The organism is Paenibacillus sp. MAEPY2, assembly GCF_000499205.1.
GTDB lineage: Bacteria > Bacillota > Bacilli > Paenibacillales > Paenibacillaceae > Paenibacillus > Paenibacillus vandeheii.
Genome location: NZ_AWUK01000004.1, coordinates 358,396 through 381,156, shown reverse-complemented (window position 1 = coordinate 381,156; position 22,761 = coordinate 358,396). Strand labels below are relative to the sequence as shown.

The window sequence follows — 22,761 nt, the reverse complement described above, 5'->3', positions numbered from 1 at the left end:
ATTGGAATGATTAGAGGGTTAACAAGAGCAGGCTTGGGGAACATCGAGTCCAATGAACAATATATTACGAATGCTGCAAAATACGGATTTCAGTCTGTAGATTTGAATCCGCTCTCATTCATTGAAGAGGTTGGCAAGGAACAGGCCAAACATCTGTTGGAAAGCAATCAGGTAATCATCGGTTCATCCGATCTGACCGTAGACTGGAGAACCACAGATGAACAATTCCGCGAAGGACTTCAATCTCTGGTTCAAATGGCAGAAGCCGCTGCTTCGTTGAACTGTTACAGCTGCTGTACCTATATTTTACCTTCCACGGATCAGCCAGCAGCATCGTTTATGGCGGCAGCTACCAAACGATTGAGACTGTGTGCAGATATTCTGGACGCATATGGAATTCGACTGGGATTGGAGTTTGTTGGTTGCCATCATCTGCGAACTCAATGGAAGAATCCATTTATTTGGAGTGTGGGGGATACGCTGGACTGGATCGAAACGATCCATGCTCCCAATGTAGGTTTGTTAGTGGATTCCTACCATTGGCATACGAACGGTTTAGCGATTGAAGAAGTGTTGAATCTTAAGAAGGAACAAGTTGTTCATGTCCATATTAATGATGCCTATGATCTACCCATTGAAGAATTGCTGGATTATGAGCGTTTATACCCTGGAGAGGGAGTAATCGATCTGCCGGGGTTCTTAAAAAACCTGAAGGCGATTGGTTACACAGGCGTCGTATCTCAAGAGGTGCTGGCACCAACGCCAACCCTCGATTCAAGTGAATTATTTGCCAAGTCCAAAGCAAGCTTCGATAGCGTGTTTGCCGAAATATAAACCGGATCATTGAGAAGGCAGTTGGGGGGATCACATGTGTATGAGCCATGGATGAATAGCATTTCGCCATTCGTAAGGGCGGCGAGAATGACGGAATCATTTTCTTTGGCAGGGGAATGGATAGACCACGATCATGTGTATACATATATTGAACAAGGGGAAGCGGAGTTCTTCTTGAGTGGTGTGAAATACCTGGTCCAAGAAGGCGATATGGTACTGATGCATCCATTCATGTCTCATATCATTCGGTCCACCTCCACGCAGCCATTGATTCAGTATATTTTTCATTTTGATCTGTATTATGAGGAAGAGCGAAGTTTATTGAAGAACACGAGTGCTACTCATATTGAAAGACCCGATATGGCCGATAGGGAAATGAAGCTGGCTTCCATACGCCACATCTCTCATTTGCAGTTAGCCGATCGAATCGAATGGAAAAAGAGATTTGCGCTTATGCATAAGGAGTTTCAGGAGCAGCGGGGAGGATCTTCGTTAATCACGAAATCCATATGTTTGGAATTGCTGCATCTGTTTTTCAAAAATCAATCCGAAGATCAGGACCAAGAGGGGAACATGACCAAGGGGTGGGCATTCATTGAAAAGTCGATTCGTTATATTCATGAATGCTACGCCGACCCTCAATTAAATAATACTGCCATCAGTAGACATGTCGGTGTATCGACGAACCATTTATCGTATTTGTTCAAAAGCAAGCTGGGGATTACCCTTCACAAATATGTGACACATATCAGAATAGAGCAATCCCAGAAAAGAATTATAGAAGGAACACATAATTTAACCCGGATAGCCGAGGAGGTTGGCTTTTCGAGTATTCATCTGTTCAGTCGGTCTTTCAAGGCTGCTGTAGGCATAACGCCAAGTAAATATGCAGCGATGAAATCGAGGGTAGAGTAAACTCAGTAAAGTTCATACACCCGTATGACAGCAATGATGATCATAAAAAATGGCCCATACATCAAGTATGGGCCATTGGTGTTTCACGGGGCATAGGATTGATGTAGACGTTGAAGCGCACTTCGAACATCCCCTTGAAAATAACCCCCATGGTAGCAAATGAGCGTATCGATCTCATATCCAAGTAAACGTTGAACAGAACGAACCGCTTCTTTCAGGTCCAGTGTATGCTGGGGATTGGCGATTCCGAGCTCCCCATTGTTCTCAATGACCACTGCATCACCAGCGATCAGAGTGCGACTGGAGGGAAGATAAATGGATATATGCCCTGGTGTATGACCGGGTGTGTGTATAATTTCCATGCCTTCACACCATGGCAGTAGCTCACAATCATGAACCGTCTGATCAACCGGACTTGGCTCAATTCTTTCCAACGTACAGATGAATTCCTTCGCTGCGAGCTGCTCTTTTTCGGGCAAAAGGCAAAGTGTTGCTAGCGCTTGCTCCAGCCGCAATGAGGTTTTCGTGCCATTAATATATGGAGCTTCCTGTTCATGCGCGATAATCCGGATATGGGGATGGGTTCGCTTGATCTCTGCGAGAGAGCCTACATGATCCAGGTCATGATGGGTAATGATTAAGCCAGTCAGATTGGACAACGACAACTCAAGTCTATTCAATGCTTTTTCAATATGTGGAATGAAGCCGGCGTACCCGCAATCTACCAGAAAGGTATGCTGTTGATCACCAATCAGGGCAGGTGTAATCACCTGCGGCATCCCGTTGTATTCAAATTCGATAGTTAGTGGTTTAACGTATAAACTCATGAAGTAAAGGCACCTCCTGATTTGGATCCTTCAGAAACAGATTACCGTATGCTATTAACAACGAGCAAGGACATACATGATGCAGTATTAATATTGCCCGCGTTTATGCTGAAGCAGGATACGGCGGATACTGCGCTCTGTCAGGTAATACTGCTGTGCCAGAAGACGAACAGAAATTCCAGATTGATGAGCCTCAGCAATCGCCTTATTGCGTTTTCGCAACATGACTCTCGAACCGGAACATGCTCCCCATGGTTTCTTAGATTCTTCCTGTACCGGGATATACAAATAGGTTCCCTGAATATATTGTTGAATGTGCTGCACCAGTTCTGGTGGCAGTACATACGCGGCATTTTTGTATTTCATCTGATTTTGCTCCTATCTATATAACGTAATGGATATATAGAAGGGCAAAGCTCTTACCTTCAATGCTGTTCGAAAAGGCTCCAGGCAAATATGGAAAGAATGCTCTGCCCAGAGCCGGATGCATCGATTCGAACCATCCCGTCAGCTCCTTTCTTTAGTTCAGGATGATGTGCATATGGACGTGAACGTGACATACAGTTGAAATTGGCATTGTATTACACTGGAGGGGGACAGTCAACCGAATGTTTCTTGATCTTGCTGTGGAGATGGTTTGTGGTTGACAACTAAATATAAGAGATATATAGTATATTCAGAAAACAAATAGTTAGGATGAATGAAATGGCATACTCTACAGCCTTATCTCAAGGAATTTCGATTTTGCTCTATATTCACGCTCTATCGGAGGAGAACTGTTATAACTATTTGTCCACCAAGTTGATTTCGGAGCAATTAAATATTCCCGTACCAACGACGGTGAAAGTCATTCGAAACCTGAACAATGCCAATCTGACAATGGCAAAAGAAGGGGCCAAGGGTGGCATATTGCTGGCAAAGCCTTTATCTGAAGTGACGTTGTTGGATGTCTTTCTCGCTGTTGAACCCGGCAAAGCCTTGTTTAAAGTTCATACCGATGTAACACTCCAAGGACAAGACGTGGACGACGTGAAGCAAAAGGTCCTTCATCATCTGGAAGGCGCGGAGATCGCCATGCAGAATTATTTAAAAGACATACGGTTAACCGATCTGTTCGATGAAGAGAAAAAGGGTTAACCTCTTTTTTTGGGTTTAACTAGATATAATATATATCTAGTATATTTCTTTTTATTATGAGAGGAGCAGTCAAAATGAATTTGCATACAACAGTGGTTGAAGCCAAAAACGGGGTTCCCATCCCCCAATTGGGTTTCGGGGTTTACAAAATAACGAAAGAAGCAGAATTTACAACAGCGATTCGCGAGGCCATTCAGGTCGGGTACCGACATTTTGATACCGCCCGCATCTATGGGAATGAGAAAGCGCTGGGGGCAGAGATTCGGCATAGTCAGATCCCGCGCGAGCAATTTTTTATCACGTCGAAAGTCTGGAATACGGATCATGGCTATGAAGCGACCAAGAAAGCTTTCCAGGAAACGATAAACAAGCTGGGTGTCGATTACCTCGATATGTACTTAATCCATTTTGCCTCGCCCAAGTATATCGAAACGTGGAAAGCCATGGAGGAATTATATGAGGAAGGCAAGATCAGAGTCATCGGGGTCGCGAACTTTGAGATTCAGCATCTGGAGGAATTAAGGAAGCACGCGAAAATCTTTCCGATGATTAACCAGATTGAGACCCACCCGGAGTTTCCGCAGAACGAATTACGAGCCTATATGGACAAATATCAGATTTTGCATGAGGCGTGGGGTCCGTTGGGGCAGGGGAACAAGGTATTGTTGCAGCATCCTGTATTGAAGGAAATCGCTGATCATCATCGCAAGACAGTGGCTCAAGTCATTTTGCGTTGGCATCTGGAACGGGGCGTCATCCTGATTCCCAAATCATCCAAACCAAAGCGGATCAGAGAGAATAGTGAGATCTTTGATTTTGAGCTGTCCACGGAAGAAATGGAGAAGATCAGCCGTCTGAATACGGGGAAGAGATACTCGATCCATCCGACGGGTTATATTGTAAATCCGATCTATAATAAATTGATGAAACTTTTTATCTAGGAAAATAAGCCCAAAAAGAGAGTCGTGGATCAACTTCCAGTGACTCTTTTTTTTTGTGATGAAAACATTGACAATTCGTTAACAATTCCAGGATTTCCCGATTACATATCACTCCTATAATTACAATCGTGATAGGTCATTTTTACTATGAACGTGGAAGTTTGGGGGGATGAGCCGGACAAGCTCTCATAAAGACGATACATGCAGAATACCAGACAGCAGGGCACGACAAAACAAGACAAATTAAATGGATAAGAGAAGGGTGACAAGAGCCAATGTCAATGAAAAAGGCGTTAGTAGTGTCCATGGTAGCCACAGTGTTAGGTACTTCTGTAGTCAGTGCAGTATCGGCTGCTCCTGCAGTGAAACCTGCGGCTAATGCAGCTCAGGTGCAAAATTCCACGCTTACAATAAACGGTAACAGCGTCGTGGTTCGTTCCATCGTTCAACATGGCGAGACACTTGTGTCACTTCGTGATGTGATCAAAGCCATTGGCGCGCAAGCAGAAGTGAATAGTGGAACGACAATGATCAAGTTGAATGATCACAACGTAACGCTCCAAAACAATAGCAAACAAATCGTGGTAGATGACGTCAAGGTGAATCTGAATCAACCGGTTACCATCATTGGTGGTACAAGTTATATTGCCCTTCGTCCCTTGGTAACCAGCGTAGGCGGAACCATCGTAATGAGAGGCGGGCAGCTTGAAGTCAGCACGGTGGCACTCATCGACGGTGTGGAGAATCCACGTTTTGCTGGAGCTGACAAGCTGATCGTCTCCAGGAGCGATGATAACGGAAGAACCGATTATCTTGTAAATACGACAAGTGGTCAATACGATCTGTTGTTAACGACTGATGGCGGATCGGATCTCGTGGTGTCCCCGAGCGGGGAACAAGCGGCATATACGAATGCGGAAGGAGCCGTATACGTTATCGATCTGAAGACGAAGGCTTCGAAACTGATCACAAGCGACGACAGCATCAAGCCTGAGTTGGTATGGTCTGCTGACGGGAATGCAATCTACTTCATGCAAGGGGATAAAGGGTCCGTCATTGCTAAGCTGAATCTGGCAGATGGCGCGATAACGAAATTGGTCGAAGACAAGGTGGACTACAAGGAAAACCTGAATGTTTCTGCGGACGGCCAAAAATTCATCTACACCGTTACAACACTGGGTAAGGTAACGTCCGATGCAACCAATGTGGATGAGGACAATGTGTCCATCGATTTTTCAGCAAATCAACAGCAAATATTTTCGTATAACACAGGAGATGCAAAACCAGAGGCTGTGAAGCTCACAACATCAACAGACGACAAGGTATTTGTATGGTCTGCTGACGGCCAAAAAGCCTACTACGTGAGTGTACCTTCGGAAGACGGTAAAGCATCATTGCTGTCTGTGGATTCATCTCAAAAGTCCACTCCAGTGTATGCCGAGTACGATGTAGAGCAAGCGATTCTGTCGGGTGGCATCTTGTATGTACTGGCGGCCCAGGATGACAGCAATAGTGTGATCCTTTCGATTGACCCGGTAACTGGCAAACAAACCAAGCTGTACACCGTATCTTCCGATGTATCTTCCATTTCCCTTGCCGGATCGCAAATCTCTGTGGTGGAGAACGGCCGAGTTCTGGTACAAGCTGGTGGCAGCTGGAGAGCTGTTACGAAGTAATGTTTGACATGAAGTAACATTAAAGCTTTTTAATTCGAGAGGAGTTTAATTAACATGAAAAAATGGATCAAGCCCTTCACAGCAATGCTTATGGCTGTATCTCTAATTGGTGGACTTGGTGGCGCAACGACGGCATCTGCTGCCAAGAGCACAGAGAAAGGCAAAATTGTCATTAACGGTTCCTCAGCGCTGCTTCCGCTCACGCTTCAGGCTGCCAGTGAATTCAAGAAAGATAATCCAAAAGTCAAAATCTCCGCTTCCGCAGCAGGTTCCATCACAGGTCCTCAATCCGTTCGTAAAGGGATCGCGGACATTGGTGCTGTGGACTGGGATGCATCCAAAGATGTACCTGGCTTCAAGAAATTTGATGGCTTGGTAGCCAACCCGGTAGCTGTAACAGTGTTCACGGCTGTTGTGAACAGCAATGTGGGTGTAAGCAATTTGACAACCAAACAACTGCAGGACATCTTCTCCGGCAAAGTGACAAACTGGAAGGAAGTTGGCGGATCGGATGCCAACATCGTTGTGGTTAACCGTAAGTTTGGTTCCGGCACACGAGTTAACTTCCAACAAAAAGCACTGGATGGTAAGGACTTTATGAGCAAAGGCGACAACTACAAAGAGGTTGGCTCCAGCGGTGATATGAAAACCACGATTGAAACGACACCTAATGCGATTGGTTATATTGACCTTCCTTATGTAACTAGCAAAATGAAGGCTGTATCGATCAATGGTGTAGCACCAACTGAGAAAAACGTCCTGAACAAAACATATAAAGTATGGGGCATTGGATATTACATGACCAAAGGTCAACCTACAGGAGCAACTAAAGCGTTCATCGAGTATATCCAAAGCAGCAAGTTCCAGAACGGTTCTCTGAAAAAGCTGAAATTCATTCCGCTTGCTGCCGTTAAATAACAAGGCTGCGAACGTTCGCCATTTGTGTATTTCATAAGGAAAGGGATAGCCAGCTTCTGCGCACGGTCGCCAAGCTGGCTTCTCTATGTGAAAGGAAGAGTCCTTCATGATCGATTTGAATCCATCCACGAACAGCGCTGCTCCAAGTGAGCTCGACTCAAGCCTTGGCAAGGCTCCCGGTTCGGGCACAAGGTTCGACCGCAAGGCCCGTCTAAGGTGGTCCAACAAACTGTTTCGTATGGTTTGCATCGGCAGTACACTGTTTGTTTGCCTGGTCCTGTTATGCATTCTGGTTCTTATGCTTCGCACAGGCGTGCTCACCTTTGCGGACGTTTCACTGACCGAGTTCTTCTTCTCCACCAACTGGGACCCGGAAAATGAACATTACGGGGCACTGATCTTTATCTTGGGAACGCTGGCCTTGACCGGTCTTACCATGCTGTTTGCCGTTCCGATCTCTGTCATTATTGCCGTGTTTTTGGCCGAAATGACGCCGAAATGGCTTCGCCAAACGCTGCGTCCTGTCCTGGATTTGCTGGTTGGTATCCCTTCCGTGGTGTACGGTTTCTTGGGACTGACAATCCTCATTCCCTGGCTCCGGAATCTCAGTGGACATGATCTGGCGGACGGTTTACTTGCGGCGTCCATCGTTCTTACGATCATGGTGCTTCCCACAATCAGCCGGATCAGTGATGATGCCATATCCGCTGTACCGAACAAGTACCGGGACGCTGCATATGCACTCGGTGCCAACCGGTTTCAAACTGTAATCCGTGTGGTTCTGCCTGCGGCGAGAAGCGGGATCATGTATGCTGTCATTCTCGGAATGACCCGCGCCATTGGGGAGACGATGGCTGTAGTAATGGTTATCGGGAATACGGCACAGCTTGCAAACAGTCTGTTCACGCCCACTGCAGTGCTGACCAGTAATATTGTCATGCAGATCTCTAGTGTGGAATTCGATTCGACCTGGAATCATGGCCTGTACATGATGGGCTTTATCCTGCTCGCGATTTCCATCCTGATGATCGTAGCAGTGAGAATGCTTCAGAAGAAAGGGGGACACTTCTCATGAGTATAAAAAAGCAGGCAACTCCGGTCCCCACCTATTCATTTGCCAAACGGCGGAGCAGTTCCATGTTCATGGACAAGCTTTTTACAGGTTTGGTATGGGGTATAGGCATTATCGTCATTTTATTCATCGTCGGATTGTTGTTCTTGCTTCTGGAAAAGGGGCTGCCTTTGCTGAGCTGGGATTTCCTGTACGGGGTGCCGAGCGAGATTGAAGAAGGGGGCGGAATTGGCCCGGCGCTGTTCAACTCGTTCTATGTGTTGATTCTCTCCCTGCTCATCTCCATTCCGATTGGTATGGCAGCCGGAATCTATCTGGCAGAATTTGCGCCAAACAACAAGCTCATGGAGATCGTGAGAATTTGCGTGGAGGGTCTGTCTTCGGTGCCCTCCATCATCTTCGGATTGTTTGGGATTGCGCTGTTTGTCGAGTATTTTGAGATTGGCCTTACGATTCTGGGCGCAGCGGTCAGTCTTGCCTTCCTGAATCTGCCTGTGCTCACAAGAGTGACGGAGGAATCGATCAAGGCGGTTCCGGTTGAACTTCGTAATGGATCGTTTGCGTTAGGCTCAACGCATCTTCAGACCATCCGCCATGTATTGCTGCCTGTAGCCCTGAACGGAATCATGACAGGCATCTGCCTGACCGCTGGTCGAGCATTCGGAGAGAGTGCCGTCATCATTTTGACTGCGGGGGTATCGACTTCCGGGGAGATGTGGGACTTTAATCTGTTGTCGCCGGGAGGAACCCTGGCTGTGCATCTATGGTATATCCAATCGGAAGCGATTGTACCGGATGCGGAAGAAATTGCCCAGAAGGCTACGGCAGTGCTGATTTTTGTGGCCTTGCTCATTAATATTTTGTTCCGTGTGCCACTTTGGCTGAATGCACGCAAAACACAGGTTTAAGACGAGAGGCGTACGGATCAGACTATCGGGTGGGTGCATCGCATTCAATAGACGCATCACACCAACAGAATATAAGAATCTTATGGAGCTCACCGTATTCATCCAGCAATATATTCTAATTCAACACTGGGAGGGCACGTTGTGCAGCCAATCATTGAAATCAACAAACTGAATTTATATTACGGCGAGTTTCAAGCGCTTAAGAATGTTTCCATTGAAATCCCGGAGCGGGCTATTACCGCTTTTATCGGGCCGTCCGGGTGTGGGAAATCCACGCTGCTGCGTACACTCAACCGCATGAATGACCGGATCCCTGGAACACGGATCGAAGGTAAGGTGGCTGTGGGCGGAACGGATATCTACAATGGTGAAGTGCACGTGGAATCCTTACGCAAGAAAATCGGAATGGTGTTTCAACAACCGAATCCTTTTCCGAAATCCATCTATGAAAATGTAGCCTTTGGCCCAAAACAGCACGGTATTCATGGCAAAAAGAAGCTGGATGAAATTGTGGAGCAGAGCCTTCGATCCGCTGTCCTGTGGGACGAAGTGAAGGATAACCTGAAGCGTTCAGCGCTAAGCCTGTCCGGAGGGCAGCAGCAGCGCCTCTGCATCGCACGTGCACTCGCGGTCGAGCCGGACATTCTGCTGATGGATGAAGCTACCGCATCGCTTGATCCCGTCTCGACGTTCAAAATTGAGGAACTGACGCATGAATTGAAGGAACGCTATACCATCGTGATGGTTACGCACAATATGCAGCAAGCAGCCCGGGTTTCCCAGCAGACGGTGTTTTTCCTGAATGGGGAGGTCGTGGAATACTCCGCTACCCAAGACATGTTCGCCGAGCCCGTTGATTCGCGTACGCAGGACTATATTAGTGGCCGATTTGGTTGATTGTGAATCGGCAAGAGGTGGAGGTCTTTCAGGCATGATCTGAAAGGCTTTTTTTCTTTTCGATTATTCCAACAGACCACGTTGCTTCAGTAATTGTGTCGTAACCTTCCACAGCTTGATTTGCATTCCAGCATCTCCGCCAGGATACACAGGAGTAATGGATGCCCCGCTTCCAACATTGAAATATCCTCCCGAAACTTCACTATATTCCGATTCCACTGCCAAACGAGTCATGATATCCGCACCCCGCCGTGGGTCGCCGATATGCAAAAACATTAGAATGTGCTCAAGCACACTCGCAAACCACAACTCTCGTCCAAGACCCGTAACATTAAAACCTGGATTCAAAGCATTCACTCGAATTCCAGTTCCATCCCATTGACGGGCAAGCTCGCCAGTAAACATAATATTGAGCAGTTTGGTTTTGCCATAGATGGCGGAGGAGCCGCGTGCAGTAAAGGGATTGGTATCCGTCAAGTCATCGGGGAGCAACAACTTACCATGATTCCGTGAGGCTTCAGATGCTACATTGACGACTCGGGCGTGACCTGCCTGAACCAGAGTCGTATGCAATGTGTGCGTTAGCAGCCAAGGAGCTAAATAGTTCACGGCGATCATCTCGGCAAACCCTTCGGAAGTGACTCTTTGTTCAAAAGCATGAAGACCCGCATTATTCAAAAGTACATCGATACGCGGATAAGCGGCTGCAATTTCATGCCCCATACGTTTTACATCGCTCAGTAAGGACAAATCTCCAAAGAAAAAGTGGGTCTTGGCGGATGGCGCAATTTCCCTGATTTTGTTTCTGGTGGTCTCGGCGCGTTCTTCGCTTCGGGCTGTGAGTACAAGGTGTGCACCGCGTTTCGCGAGTTCCATAGCAGCAAGCTGACCTAAGCCGCTTGTTGCTCCGGTGATGACAATAATGGGTTGAGTTGTTTTCATAATGAGGTCTCCTTTTGACACGAATAGGGTTGAAATATATAATGGACATAAATCAACTATAAATATTAATTGATATTTGTCAACTATATATTCAAATCCTGTTTTGCTGTATAAAGGAGAGGGGAACCACAATAATGAGTGAAAATCCAGTCAAAACAAAAGCCAGAGAAACCCTGGAACTGGCACTTGGTGAGCAGATCCATGCGCTAATTAGTGCTTCGCATGCGCTAAATGTTCGCTCTGCCGAGCGTTTTGATGCGACTATGCAGCCTGCCGCTTTTCATTTGGTGCGGTGGTTGTATTCTTACGGTCCTACAAGCGCAGCAACTTTGGCAGAAGCAACTGCAATGGACCGCAGTTCGGTAAGCCGTTTGATTAAACAACTTGAGAAGGCAGGGTATGTAAGCAAGGAGCCGGACCCCGAAGATCGGCGCGGTGTTTTGTTGTCTTTGACGGAGCATGGTCAACAATCGACGGTGAGTGCGCTCAAGGAGAAGGAGTCCGCCTTTTATGAACGCATATCGAGATGGAATGAAGAGGAACTGGAGCGTTTCACCACCATGCTTCGGCAGTTTAACGGGTTGGATGGTTAGTGAGGGGTATCATCATAGTTTCCAAGGAAGCTTTGGAAGCTTATATCGGAAAAAAGTAGTGTTTTCTTTTCTTACATAAATCCAGGGTGGTGGGACGGGGGTCCCTATCGCTTTATATAAGGCCGTCCCTTCATCACTTGTCGAATATCCCTCGACACTTTGGATGTTCTCAAAATTAATCTTTCCTTGGAAAGATAACGTTTGTCCTTGAACAACGACATGGGGTGCACCTGCAATGACTCTTTTCGTTGTGTTGAGAATCCCAACTTTCCCTGTGCACCACATGACTAATTCGCTTAGTAATAAAATACTACCTAAGATAACAATGCTCACAATCCATCGTCTTTTTCTCATTGGTGTAACCTCCACTAATTAGGAATCAATCCTTACTTAGTTCATGTCTTTTAATGACATGATCTCGTCGGATACGTTATTGAGTTTGGCTGAATAAGGTTTGATCGCTTGAAGGAATTCATTAAGAATTTTCTTGCGATCTTTATCAAAAGTGGCAGAGGTTATGGAGCCCTCCTTCAGAACGATATCATCCTTCAGGATCTATTTGGAATAATTCACTGACTTATCGTAGTCGATTAGATGCGTAGCCCCCGTGAATTTGCCGTTGGTTATTGTCCCTTTGGAGAATGCCCACATTTCACAACCCGTTAACTCTCGCTTCACAGAAGTAAACATGTAAAAGCTAAATCAAAACCCAGTCAAACCCAGAGTACCTGCTTTATGAACTACATTAGCCATATTGGAAAGAAATAACAACTAATAGGTGACTTGTAGAGGTAGAAAATTCCGACAGAAATTAAAAGAATATATACCATATCAAACTTAACGGAGTTTACTTCCATCTACTAGGCGGATAAAACAAACGCTTGTGCCGCCTCAATTATTACTTTTTGGTGACTATATCACTAAAAAGTGGGTACTGTTTTTCTTGTAACTTTTCCTCCATACTATCGTTCATAGGAAGTTCATGAGGTGGACAGAGCATCCTATACAATATAAAAATTTATAATAGGAGTGTTATAGAATGGGGAAATTTGACGGAAAAGTAGCAGTTATAACCGGAGGTACAAGCGGTATCGGTCTCGCGTCGGCACAGCAGTTCGTACAAGAAGGGGCTTATGTTTTTATCACGGGACGCAGACAACGTGAACTGGATGAAGCAGTAAAGCAGATCGGTAAGAATGTTACAGGCGTTCCAGGTGACATATCAAAGTCAGAAGATCTAGATAAATTGTTCGAAACAGTAGAGCGAGAGAAGGGACACTTGGACATTCTCTTTGCAAATGCCGGACTAGGGTCATTGCTTCCATTAGGAGAAATTACAGAAGCACAATACTACAAGACTTTCGATGTCAACGTGAAAGGAACCATCTTTACAGTACAAAAGGCATTACCTTTGTTTCCAAATAAAAAAGGTTCGATTATACTAACGGGATCCACTGCCGGCTCGACGGGGATGCCAGCGTTTAGTATCTATGGTGCCTCAAAGGCAGCGATCAGACAGCTCGTCCGCAGCTGGATTCTTGATATGAAAGGGACCGAACTTCGTATGAACATCATTAGTCCGGGAACAATCGTAACGCCGGCGTATGATGAGTTATTTGGCTCCAAACTAGATTATTTCCTGGAACAGGCAAAAAATGATATTCCGCTCGGCAGAGTCGGACAGGTTGAAGAGATCTCAAATGCGGTCATGTTCCTAGCCTCTGATGAAAGCAGTTATATGAACGGCGTTGAATTATTCGTAGATGGCGGAGTGGCTCAAGTTTAACCAGGACATAATAATTATTAAACGACAAAGATTTATAAATAAACTTAACGCGCTTGCATTATCCCCTCCATGTAACGTACAATTTTCCCTTCAGTGATTCTTGAAGGATTAAGCGATACATGAAGGGGATATTCTCAGGTTGGGAGATGGTGCATTGATATGAAAACTTTTTACTGTGAACTGGAAGTTACACTAGAGGTTATCGGAGGAAAGTGGAAGGGGCTTGTTCTGTACTATTTAATAAAAGGACCTAAACGGACCGGGGAGCTTAAGAGACTCGTTAATAATATATCGCAAAAGATGCTGATTCAAACACTTCGGGAACTGGAAACAGACGGATTAATTCGCAGAAAAATGTACAATCAAGTACCGCCTAAGGTGGAATATTCAACAACGGAACTGGGTCAATCACTTGAACCCATTTTGAGATCGCTTTGTGATTGGGGGGGGAACTACGCAGGGCAATCCTACGCTCCGGGCGAGATTGAGATTTTGTATCTAGATTAAGTCTCTCGGAGCAGATTAATGAGGCGCTTGTGTGCCCGGTTTCCCCACTCTATCTGAAATAAGATGTGTAAATGAGAGTAGAAGTCATGTAGAGAAATATGACTAACGTAGAGATTAGAGAGCTTAGCCGAAAACCATAGAATCTCTCGAAAATGTGGATAAGTAGATTGACCAACTTCGCAGCAATATATACAGGCGCTGGGAGTTCACTAAGGCGAAGAATTTTCCTCATTTTACTAGGAATTTATGTATACGTTAGAATGGTCATAACCAGTAGGTGGAATCCGAGGTGCCGCAAATAGGTGGACATCAATATAAGACATTCAATGTAATAGCCTGTTTCATTCCGGATTGAACAGATGGTTCCGCTATAGAGTTCATTCGATATGTCGGTAGCGCCATATTCGAGTCGCTTGGCAGCAAATTTTGCTGTTAATACATCTTCTTGCTTGGACAAATCCTCAAATGCAGGGTCCATTGCAAACCTCCCTTGCGCATCCCTGTGTAAGAAAAGCATATTTGCACTATTACTCGTTTTTTTCCATTGATGGATATCTTCAGCAGCTACAGACTCGGCTTGAGTACCGACGATAATCATCTTTGATAATGCGGGGACCTCTTCCATCTGATAACGTGCAACCAAATTCAGGCCGTGCTTGGTTACAATCGGTTTATTTTCACGAGACACAGTTAATGTAGTCGTCGTTCCAGAAGCGGCATAGGTAAGGCAGCGGACAAATCTAATTCATCTGCACCTGGATATAGCAGTACCCCTGCTTTGTCCTTCTTCCATTGATAAGCTTGATTTAAAATATACGTGATATCACTCAACCCTGCCGTGAATGGTTCCATTTTAGGCTGTGTTACATAATGATAAGAGGGATAATTAATTTCACTTGCCACTTTCTTCGCAGCTGCCTCGCCCAACTGCTGGGAAATCACGTGAAGGGTCGCGTCAATTCCCGATGTAAGGCCGGCAGAGGAGATGATATTACCTTGGGAAACATAACGCTGATCTTTCATTCACCCACTGAATCTCAGGATAATTTTTGATTAGACGATTGATATCTCCCCAGTGAGTCGCAGCCATTTTTCCGTTCAGCAAGCCGGTATCCGCCAAATTTTCCGCGCCGTTACATATAGAAAGAAGAATGGTTTTATCACTCGAATGCTTGCGGATCCATTCACGGACTGGTGCATATTTCTTCTCATCTAAAATAGGCATAAACGGTATGACGATAATATCTGGACTTTTGCCAAGCATCAGGTCCATATCAGCAAACGAATAATGCGGGACAACATCCAGTCCTCCGGTTAAGATTTAATCTTGTGATCAGGTGCCACGCTGAACACATTGTAAGCTCCCGTTAGGGCAAACATTTCGTACGGGACAAGAAAATCAAAAACTTCTGTTACCTCGTTTGCCAGCAAAACAGCTACGGTTGGTTTGTCAGCATCATATGTAGGTATCTTTACATGATCCAATGCAGGAGTATTCTTGTTATAGAGCGACATTCCAGCATTCGTTGTATGGGTGAAACCGACGGCGCCTGCCCCTCCCACAATGATGATAAAAACGAGGACATACATCAAGATTCGTAGTACAACTTTCACTTACCAGTTCCCCTTCCCAAATTTAAAATCATTACCTCAAAAAATATACCAATTCAGAATCAACTACACACCTGACTGCGGTCGGGTGGGGGACTTGGCTACCGCAGGAGGGGAGTACTGGACTTTGGTCTATTCCCTTTTATAATCAAGACCCGATAGGGCTACATTCATATTCCGCCGTGCTAAAGGTTTTTCAATTTGATGATTTCGGTCTTTCTCTATTGGGATGAATGATTGTATAAAGGACGCGTTAATCGGTACAAGTTCTTGTCCTCGGACAGTATGTATACGCCAGTCAGTTATCTTCCTAATCGTCCCCTAGCAGTGGTGTAAATTCCCTGAATGGTGAACAAATTCTGAATTTTTCTTCACCCCCTTGCAACTTCTCTCTAGCACATTTCAAGACCTTAATATGGAGTAAGACTGAGCATAATCTTCATATACAAAACAAAAGACATCGTTAACGAAATGTAAAGCCACGCAGATATATGTCAAATTTTTAATAGGCGCTTTCATTGCGTTGACCTTGCCCCCAAAGTCTCTTATATTTACTCCGACACAATAACTCAGAACGGTGGTGGGAAGATCTTGTTCAACAATAAGGGAAAGAAAATGCTCGCTATGCTTACGCTTATACCACTGGCTACGGGCCTTGTAATGGGAGCTTTCCCTGCTCCAGTAACTTATGCGGATGCGGGAGATAACACGCCGACCAACAGCTCGGCAGCAGGGTCATGGCAAACGGGAGATTTGCACGTACATACGTTTGAGTCCGATGATGCGCAGAATTCGCTGGAAAATGTACTCGACGCGGGACTGACGAAGTATGGTCTGGACTGGATCGCGCTTACGGATCATTTGCGGTTATCCAAGCGGGATCACAACGGAGTAGACATTCCAGGCGGATCGATTCCGATGTCCCAGGGGATGAACGAATATCAGGTGCCACAGATCAAAGCGCTTCAGGAAGCAGGGAAATACGCTGGCAAAACGATCTTCTCCGGTTTCGAATGGGACATGCCGACGCATGAACACGTTGGGGTGGGGATTCTCACGGATGAGCCGAATTCAACCGAAGCGCTGGAAGCTGCGAATGAATTTGAATATCGTTTTACGAATCGCGCAGCGAATCTGTTCGATCCAACTGACGTAGCCAATTGGGATATGACAGGGGGACGTGCCTATACGACCCATCAGGATGCACTGGCTGCTATCCATTGGCTGGCAACCAAGTATCCAACGACGAGTTATGCAATGATCAATCACCCTTCACGGGGCAAAAACAAATATACTATCGCTGACTTCCGGGAGTTCAACGATCTGGCTCCACAAGTCGTTTTTGGTATCGAAGGTATGCTGGGCAACCAGATGGAACCAGATCGCGGCGGGTATAACACGAGCTACAACGTAGCCAATCCGACCGCAGATGATGGATACAAATACCGTACATACGGTGGTGTGGACTATATGGTCGCCAAGGTGGGCGGTCTGTGGGATGCATTGTTGGGAGAAGGGCGTCACTTCTGGAACTATGGCAATTCGGATTACCATTTCAAGACGATTGACACGAATTCCAGCGGTTATTTTCCGGGCGAATATGCCAAGACCTATTCGTGGGTTGAGGGTACAGGAATGCAAGCCGTGCTGGAAGGACTGCGTTCGGGGAAATCATTTTCCGTATTCGGTGATCTGATTAACGCACTGGACTTCACGGCTTCCGGCGCGGGCACTCAGGCTGAAATGGGCGGAGATCTGGGTGTGACCCAAGGCGACGAAGTGGAACTAAAAATCCGTTTCAAGAGTCCAACCACGAGCAACAACTATGAAAAACCAATCAACAGCGGCACGTCCGCTGGACAAATTCCGGTGGTCGATCACGTAGATCTCATCGCGGGAGATGTGACGGGCAAGGCGGAGAAGGGCACTGCTGCCTATTCCAAAGACACCAACGACTCTACTAAAGTGCTGGCAACCTTCACGTCCAACGATTGGACAACAGATGCCGAAGGTTACAATGTCATCACGTACAAGATCAAAGCCACAGACCAGGATAAATATTACCGCCTGCGCGGTACGAATCTGGGAATGGACGTTATTGGTGAGACCGTAAACGGTGAACCGCAGCTTGATCCCAAAATCACAACAGCTGATGCAGAGACTCGCTTCAACGAGATCAATGATCAGAACTATCGCGATCTGTGGTTCTACTCCAATCCGATCTTCGTGAGTGCTGCACCTTACAGTGATGCACAAGCGGTAACGGATACGCTTCAAGCGATTGACCTGGGCGATCTGAACGCGGTCACTTCCGACCTTACCCTTCCTGTTGAAGGGAAACATGGAGCCACGATTAGCTGGTCCAGCTCCAACCCGGAATTGATGGATGCACAGGGGAAACTTCTTACACAGCCTGAGAATAATGAGCGACTGGAATTGACAGCAACGGTACAACGTGGAAGCATGAGCGACACGAAGACGTTTAACGTCATTGTGGAAGGTACCAACAATCAGGTGCTTGTATTGAAAAGCAACATGACCACCGCTGACGGACAGCCGTATCACGCGGATACATGGACAAACCAGTCCGTAACGGTTAGTGTAACCAGTGCAGTATACGCGCCAGCCACTTCGGCGACGATCGAGCTGTCTCTTGATGGAGGTCAGACGTATGAGCCGTATACGGAGAATACACCTTTGGAGATAACCGAGGCTGGAGAGCATAAGTTGTTATTCAGAGCGACAGACGATTTGAACGAAACGTATACTTTACCTTTGGTGGTCAAAATAGACCGCGAAATCCCTGTCATCACCCTGCAAGGCAGCAGCCAGATGACATTAACGGTGGGAGATACGTATAACGAGCCTGGAGCACAGGCTGCCGATAATGTGGGAATCAGTGGTTCCGTGCAGATTGCCGGAACAGTGAACACACAAGCAGCGGGGATCTACACCCTTCGTTATAACGTAAAAGATATTGCGGGAAATGCTGCACAGGAAGTCACACGTACGGTTACCGTGCAAGCCCGTTCGGGCAATGGCGGTGGCAATGGGGGCAACTCAGGCGGGAATTCTGGAGGAAGCACACCAAGTGTGCCAACAACGCCTACCGTTCCAACCACACCAACCAACCCGGATACGGGGTCAGATTCATCTACTGAAGTGAAAGTAGAGGTAGGAGCGAATCAACCTGTACAAACGGGTCTCAAAGACGTCGTGCAATTCAACGCTCCGGCTGGAGCCATTGGAGAAAAAGATACGTTGCAGCTATCTGTCGTAGCCAAGGACCAATTGCAGAATGCAGCTTCGCTGAACGTACTGAGTCAAGCGGTACAAATCAGCCGCACAGGCGGACGGACATTGAATGAGCAGGCAGCACTTAGCTTGCAATATGACGCTTCCAAACTGCCTCAAGGAACACAGCCAGCGATCTATTATTATAATGAAGCTCGTCAGAGCTGGGTATTTGTCGGCGGGAAGACAGACGCAGCAGGATCGGTAACGACGAATGTGAATCATCTGGGAACCTTCGTAGTATCCAGTTACGTACCAGCCAATCTGTCCGATCTGAACGGACACTGGGCATCTGAATATGCAGATCGTTTGATTGGTATGGACGCAATCCAAGGGTACACAGATGGTACATTCCAACCATCCAAAAAGATTACACGGGCAGAGTTTGTTACGTTGATCAGTAAGGCACTGGCCTTGAAGTCTGTGCTGTCGGATACGACATTTGCAGACCAAAGCAATCTGCCAGACTGGGCGAAGAGCGACATCGCCGCAGCCGTACAAGCCGGAATCGTGAAGGGCTATGGAGACAACACGTTCAAGCCTAATCAGACGATTACTCGTGCCGAGATGGCTGTGATGATGGCGAATGCGCTGAAGTTAAGTACTGATGCACAGTCGGGAGCGAGTGGAGATACTGTAAAACCAAGCTTCACTGATGCGACGCAAACGCCGTCTTGGGCGCAGGAAGCACTGAATACAGCCGTTCAGGCCAAGATTGTGAACGGATATACCGACAATACGGTTCGTGCGGGAAATATGACGACCCGTGCGGAAGCCGCGGCAATGATCTATAAGCTGCTGTTGGCGCTTCACGTGTAAAAACACAATATTTAATGAAATAAAGCAAAGGTCATCCTGAAAGGGATGGCCTTTGTTTATTTTATAGTTAACTCAAATATTTCAAATAAATGATTATTTACTTGTCTCGTCCAACTTTCAATTTTATCACCTATATTAACTTCGTTGAAGTCAGCCTCGATTCGCATTTTAGTAATTTTGCATCTGCTTGATAAAGGTATCTACCATCCAATCAAAGAATCTTTGCTTCTCTTCATAATGTGGGTAGTGAGCCGAGTTCTTATAGGCAATGAATTCCTTTTGATTTCCTTCAATCTGGTCAAAAAACACCTTGGCGGCATGGGATGAAGTCATAAAGTCGTAATCTCCCATGACAAAATAAAAGGGTAGATCAAGCTTTGTAATCAAGGATGGCAAAGGACGGCTCATAGCCTCACTTATTAATATTTCTTGCGAATACATGATTCCTTTATTATAGCGAATGGTATCAAGCATATTGTATTCATTGCTGAACGTCATTCCCAGGAAGCTGGTGTCAGGGCTGTCCATCAACCTTGAAGCGCCTCCGTACCGTTCAACAATATCTCGCGGTGTAAACGCCTGTCCTTGTTTGATCGGTTCATAGACCTGCTCCAACTGGTCTACGTCTTCATGATTATCAGCCAACTGGGCTTGCTCCATAACGTAATTCCATCCGTCCATCTCGCTCTGTTGTGTATCTGCCATCTGCCCGATCCCAATGTAAGCTTCATATTTTTCGGGTGCTCGCTGTGCAGCAAGTGTTCCTATGTATGTTCCGTATGAATGGCCAATTAATATCACTTTCTTCCCCAGGCGTTGAGTAATATAATCCGTGACGGCCAATGCATCCTCTACCAACAAGTCAGCTGAGAGATTGGAATAGTCCTCGAAAAAATGATAGGATTTTCCGCTTGCTCTCTGATCATAGTTCACAATCGTAAACTGAGATTCTAATAAATCCTGGTACTTTTTGGCGTACGGAAGTTCAGATGAACCCGGTCCACCGTGTAAATAAAGGATAACTGGGTTTTCCAGATCCTCTCCTCTGATCATGATTTCATGTCTCGTACCATTGATTTTAACTTGTTCCAATACATGAATAGGGTTTGAACCTTTTATTTTTGGTGTCCATGTTGGAAAATAAAGAACTACGAGTGATAGCGTTAGAGTCGTAATGCCGAGCCACAAACCTGTTTTTTTGATTTTGTTCATAGGATATGTCCCCTCTGGTTCAATGTCTTGAAGTGATTATTGTTCATGAACTCATAACTCTATCTTACTTGACTAGTCATTGATTCAAATCGTACGCCAGATTGAATTTGTTCTCAGTCTCAGGTTGGGCATGTACAGCTTTATATAAAGTCGTTTCTTCATCGCTTGATAAAATAAAAATAACCACAAAACCCGTACATCATTTCTGTAACGGTTTTTGTGGCCTTCTTATTTTAATAGAAAATATATGCACACTATCGCACATCGCATGTGAATCACGACCCTTGAGGCTGCCTGAACTCTTTAGGGGTCATTCCACATTTTTCTTTAAATATCCGATAAAAGTACTTCATATCCTGTATTCCAACCACTCTGGCAATGGTTTGTACACTCCAATCGGTTTCGGATAACAGTTCATAACTTCGTTGTATACGTTTATTTTGTATCATCTGTGTCAGGGTGAGCCCGGTAACCTGCTTGAATGTTCTTTGGAAATGGCGAGGGCTTATGGCAAATCGTTCACACAAATGAGTAAGAATGGCGGATTCATTATAATGACTGGATATATAGTTCACTGCAAGTTGAATGTGGTCGGTCAGATCTCCTTGTGCAGACTGAAGATCACTTGGCTCGGCATGCCGTATGCGAGTTAACAAGTCCATCAGATGAAGATACAGTCGGTAACGATAGCCGGATTCCTTACATTGAAGTTCAAGGTGTAAAGAGTACATGATCTTCCCGAATTCTTTCTTGTTCTCCGTTACTTTGAAGCCGTTCCCCAGAGTACGAAATGGTTGAGTGAGCTCATCAATATCATGATGTTCGCGTAAATCAATTTTTCAAAGAAGTTTCTGTTGATATTTTGGTGGGAGTTTTTTGTGTAAAATCATGGAATTAACATTAGTAATATTCTACCATTTTATTGTATGATAAGACTGTAGTTAATTGGATGTTTGGTCGAATTATATTTGAATGTTAAGGTGAAACCGGTAATTTCACGAACTTCGTGAACATTACGTTATAAGACATACTAACAAGTAAAGGAATGCAGAAAATGAGTTACTTTGGGATACAATTACCTGTTGTGATTTTGGCAATAATAACGGCGTTTGTAGGATATCAATTTAATTATCGGGCGAAAAAGAAAGAGACTTATCTAAAGGAATTATCACAGAGTTATCATGAAGTTTATTTCCCTATGTTTATTAGATTGAAGAAAATTGTTGATGAAAAAGAGCAAAGTAAGAAAAACAATCTTTTAGTTGATTTCTTTGATTATTATCAACAAAATGAATCTAAGATACGGTTTATTGGTTCAAGCTTTAACTTGGAGGCATACTTTAAGTTAGAATTAAGTTACTTTGAAAATTTGAATAATCCAGGAAGAGTTAGTGAAAAAGCATTATTTGATAGCTTAAATGGATTCTATGTCAGTATAGAAAATGAATTCTGGGAAGCACATGATATTATTTACGAAGATCATTTACAATTTAGAAGTTTGAACAAGAAGAATATTTTCTTCAAGTTAATAATCGAACTGTTTATTTTAATGCATAACTTATCAACATTCCTATTTTCACTTGCAGGTTTATATCTTTATGCCTCAGTGTGGAACGAATATATTCAAAAATTTCCCAGTGAAGAGTTATCTCAATGGTTAAATGTACCATTTTCAATATTTACTGTTCTTATGTCAATTATTTTATTCTCATTCACAAAGATGTTATATGTTTCAGTTAAGAAGGAAAACAAAAGAAGTAATTCAATGAAAAAAATTCTGGGGAAAATCAGGTCTAAATTTCATTTTCGCAACTCATAGAAGGTTAGTACGTCGTATAATATTATATTCACGCTTCGAGCCTGACAGCTCTC

At 45.0% G+C, this 22,761-nt stretch carries 20 protein-coding genes and 1 pseudogene; 14 read left to right on the top strand and 7 right to left on the bottom strand.

Features of this window, described 5'->3' with window-relative positions; all coding sequences use genetic code 11:
• Positions 1-6: 6 nt before the first annotated feature.
• Positions 7-834 carry a sugar phosphate isomerase/epimerase family protein gene (locus P364_RS0103230; RefSeq protein ID WP_024628724.1) on the top strand — a complete coding sequence of 276 codons (828 nt, stop codon included), beginning with the start codon at positions 7-9 and terminating at the stop codon, positions 832-834.
• A gap of 36 nt (positions 835-870) precedes the next feature.
• Positions 871-1,749 (top strand): AraC family transcriptional regulator, encoded by an 879-nt coding sequence (locus tag P364_RS0103225; RefSeq protein WP_024628723.1) that lies wholly within the window; start codon positions 871-873, stop codon positions 1,747-1,749.
• An 83-nt stretch (positions 1,750-1,832) separates the two neighbouring features.
• Here P364_RS0103225 and P364_RS0103220 read toward each other — a convergent pair whose 3' ends face one another.
• On the bottom strand, positions 1,833-2,576 hold the full coding sequence (locus P364_RS0103220) for an MBL fold metallo-hydrolase (protein ID WP_024628722.1): 744 nt from the start codon (positions 2,574-2,576) through the stop codon (positions 1,833-1,835).
• An 87-nt stretch (positions 2,577-2,663) separates the two neighbouring features.
• The gene (locus P364_RS0103215) at positions 2,664-2,942 is read right to left on the bottom strand and encodes a CD3324 family protein (RefSeq protein WP_024628721.1); all 279 of its coding nucleotides are present in this window, start codon (positions 2,940-2,942) and stop codon (positions 2,664-2,666) included.
• A 339-nt stretch (positions 2,943-3,281) separates the two neighbouring features.
• On the opposite strand from P364_RS0103215, the gene P364_RS0103210 reads away from it, so the two are divergent.
• From P364_RS0103210 to pstB, 7 genes are all read left to right on the top strand, one after another.
• Entirely contained in the window at positions 3,282-3,713 is a 432-nt protein-coding gene (locus P364_RS0103210) for an RrF2 family transcriptional regulator (protein WP_024628720.1), read from the top strand.
• Positions 3,714-3,787: 74 nt separating this feature from the next.
• Positions 3,788-4,654: an aldo/keto reductase gene (locus P364_RS0103205; RefSeq protein WP_024628719.1), complete on the top strand. Its 867-nt coding sequence runs from the start codon at positions 3,788-3,790 to the stop codon at positions 4,652-4,654.
• A gap of 281 nt (positions 4,655-4,935) precedes the next feature.
• Complete coding sequence (locus P364_RS0103200; RefSeq protein WP_024634548.1) at positions 4,936-6,330, top strand: stalk domain-containing protein; 1,395 nt, start codon at positions 4,936-4,938, stop codon at positions 6,328-6,330.
• A 54-nt stretch (positions 6,331-6,384) separates the two neighbouring features.
• Positions 6,385-7,248, top strand: a complete 864-nt coding sequence (locus tag P364_RS0103195) for a phosphate ABC transporter substrate-binding protein (RefSeq protein ID WP_024628717.1) — start codon at positions 6,385-6,387, stop codon at positions 7,246-7,248.
• A 106-nt stretch (positions 7,249-7,354) separates the two neighbouring features.
• The gene (gene pstC, locus P364_RS0103190) at positions 7,355-8,323 is read left to right on the top strand and encodes a phosphate ABC transporter permease subunit PstC (RefSeq protein ID WP_024628716.1); all 969 of its coding nucleotides are present in this window, start codon (positions 7,355-7,357) and stop codon (positions 8,321-8,323) included.
• Positions 8,320-9,228, top strand: a complete 909-nt coding sequence (pstA, locus tag P364_RS0103185) for a phosphate ABC transporter permease PstA (RefSeq protein WP_024628715.1) — start codon at positions 8,320-8,322, stop codon at positions 9,226-9,228. The genes pstC and pstA overlap by 4 nt, the downstream gene beginning before the upstream one ends.
• Positions 9,229-9,369: 141 nt before the next feature.
• Positions 9,370-10,125 carry a phosphate ABC transporter ATP-binding protein PstB gene (gene pstB, locus P364_RS0103180; RefSeq protein ID WP_024628714.1) on the top strand — a complete coding sequence of 252 codons (756 nt, stop codon included), beginning with the start codon at positions 9,370-9,372 and terminating at the stop codon, positions 10,123-10,125.
• A 63-nt stretch (positions 10,126-10,188) separates the two neighbouring features.
• On the opposite strand, the gene P364_RS0103175 is transcribed toward pstB, so the two are convergent.
• Positions 10,189-11,067: an SDR family NAD(P)-dependent oxidoreductase gene (locus tag P364_RS0103175; protein WP_024628713.1), complete on the bottom strand. Its 879-nt coding sequence runs from the start codon at positions 11,065-11,067 to the stop codon at positions 10,189-10,191.
• 134 nt (positions 11,068-11,201) lie between these two features.
• Between P364_RS0103175 and P364_RS0103170 the strand changes: the two genes are divergently transcribed.
• Complete coding sequence (locus P364_RS0103170; protein ID WP_024628712.1) at positions 11,202-11,660, top strand: MarR family winged helix-turn-helix transcriptional regulator; 459 nt, start codon at positions 11,202-11,204, stop codon at positions 11,658-11,660.
• 12 nt (positions 11,661-11,672) lie between these two features.
• On the opposite strand, the gene P364_RS0103165 is transcribed toward P364_RS0103170, so the two are convergent.
• A complete protein-coding gene (locus tag P364_RS0103165; protein WP_024628711.1) occupies positions 11,673-12,014 on the bottom strand; it encodes a hypothetical protein in 342 nt (113 codons plus the stop codon).
• A gap of 685 nt (positions 12,015-12,699) precedes the next feature.
• Here P364_RS0103165 and P364_RS0103160 point away from each other — a divergent pair.
• Positions 12,700-13,446 carry an SDR family NAD(P)-dependent oxidoreductase gene (locus tag P364_RS0103160; protein WP_024628710.1) on the top strand — a complete coding sequence of 249 codons (747 nt, stop codon included), beginning with the start codon at positions 12,700-12,702 and terminating at the stop codon, positions 13,444-13,446.
• 159 nt (positions 13,447-13,605) lie between these two features.
• Positions 13,606-13,953 carry a winged helix-turn-helix transcriptional regulator gene (locus P364_RS0103155; RefSeq protein ID WP_024628709.1) on the top strand — a complete coding sequence of 116 codons (348 nt, stop codon included), beginning with the start codon at positions 13,606-13,608 and terminating at the stop codon, positions 13,951-13,953.
• Between the two features lie 388 nt (positions 13,954-14,341).
• On the opposite strand, the pseudogene P364_RS38655 reads toward P364_RS0103155, so the two are convergent.
• Positions 14,342-15,567 (bottom strand): annotated as a pseudogene (locus tag P364_RS38655) (DJ-1/PfpI family protein); the annotation flags it as partial.
• A gap of 588 nt (positions 15,568-16,155) precedes the next feature.
• Between P364_RS38655 and P364_RS0103145 the strand changes: the two are divergent.
• Positions 16,156-19,677 carry an S-layer homology domain-containing protein gene (locus tag P364_RS0103145; protein ID WP_024628704.1) on the top strand — a complete coding sequence of 1,174 codons (3,522 nt, stop codon included), beginning with the start codon at positions 16,156-16,158 and terminating at the stop codon, positions 19,675-19,677.
• Positions 19,678-19,845: 168 nt separating this feature from the next.
• Here the strand turns inward: P364_RS0103145 and P364_RS0103140 are convergent, their stop codons facing one another.
• Complete coding sequence (locus P364_RS0103140) at positions 19,846-20,889, bottom strand: alpha/beta fold hydrolase (protein ID WP_024628703.1); 1,044 nt, start codon at positions 20,887-20,889, stop codon at positions 19,846-19,848.
• A gap of 275 nt (positions 20,890-21,164) precedes the next feature.
• Entirely contained in the window at positions 21,165-21,620 is a 456-nt protein-coding gene (locus P364_RS0103135) for a helix-turn-helix transcriptional regulator (protein WP_024628702.1), read from the bottom strand.
• Positions 21,621-21,943: 323 nt separating this feature from the next.
• Between P364_RS0103135 and P364_RS0103130 the strand changes: the two genes are divergently transcribed.
• Positions 21,944-22,708, top strand: a complete 765-nt coding sequence (locus P364_RS0103130; protein ID WP_024628701.1) for a hypothetical protein — start codon at positions 21,944-21,946, stop codon at positions 22,706-22,708.
• The last annotated feature ends 53 nt before the right edge of the window (positions 22,709-22,761 follow it).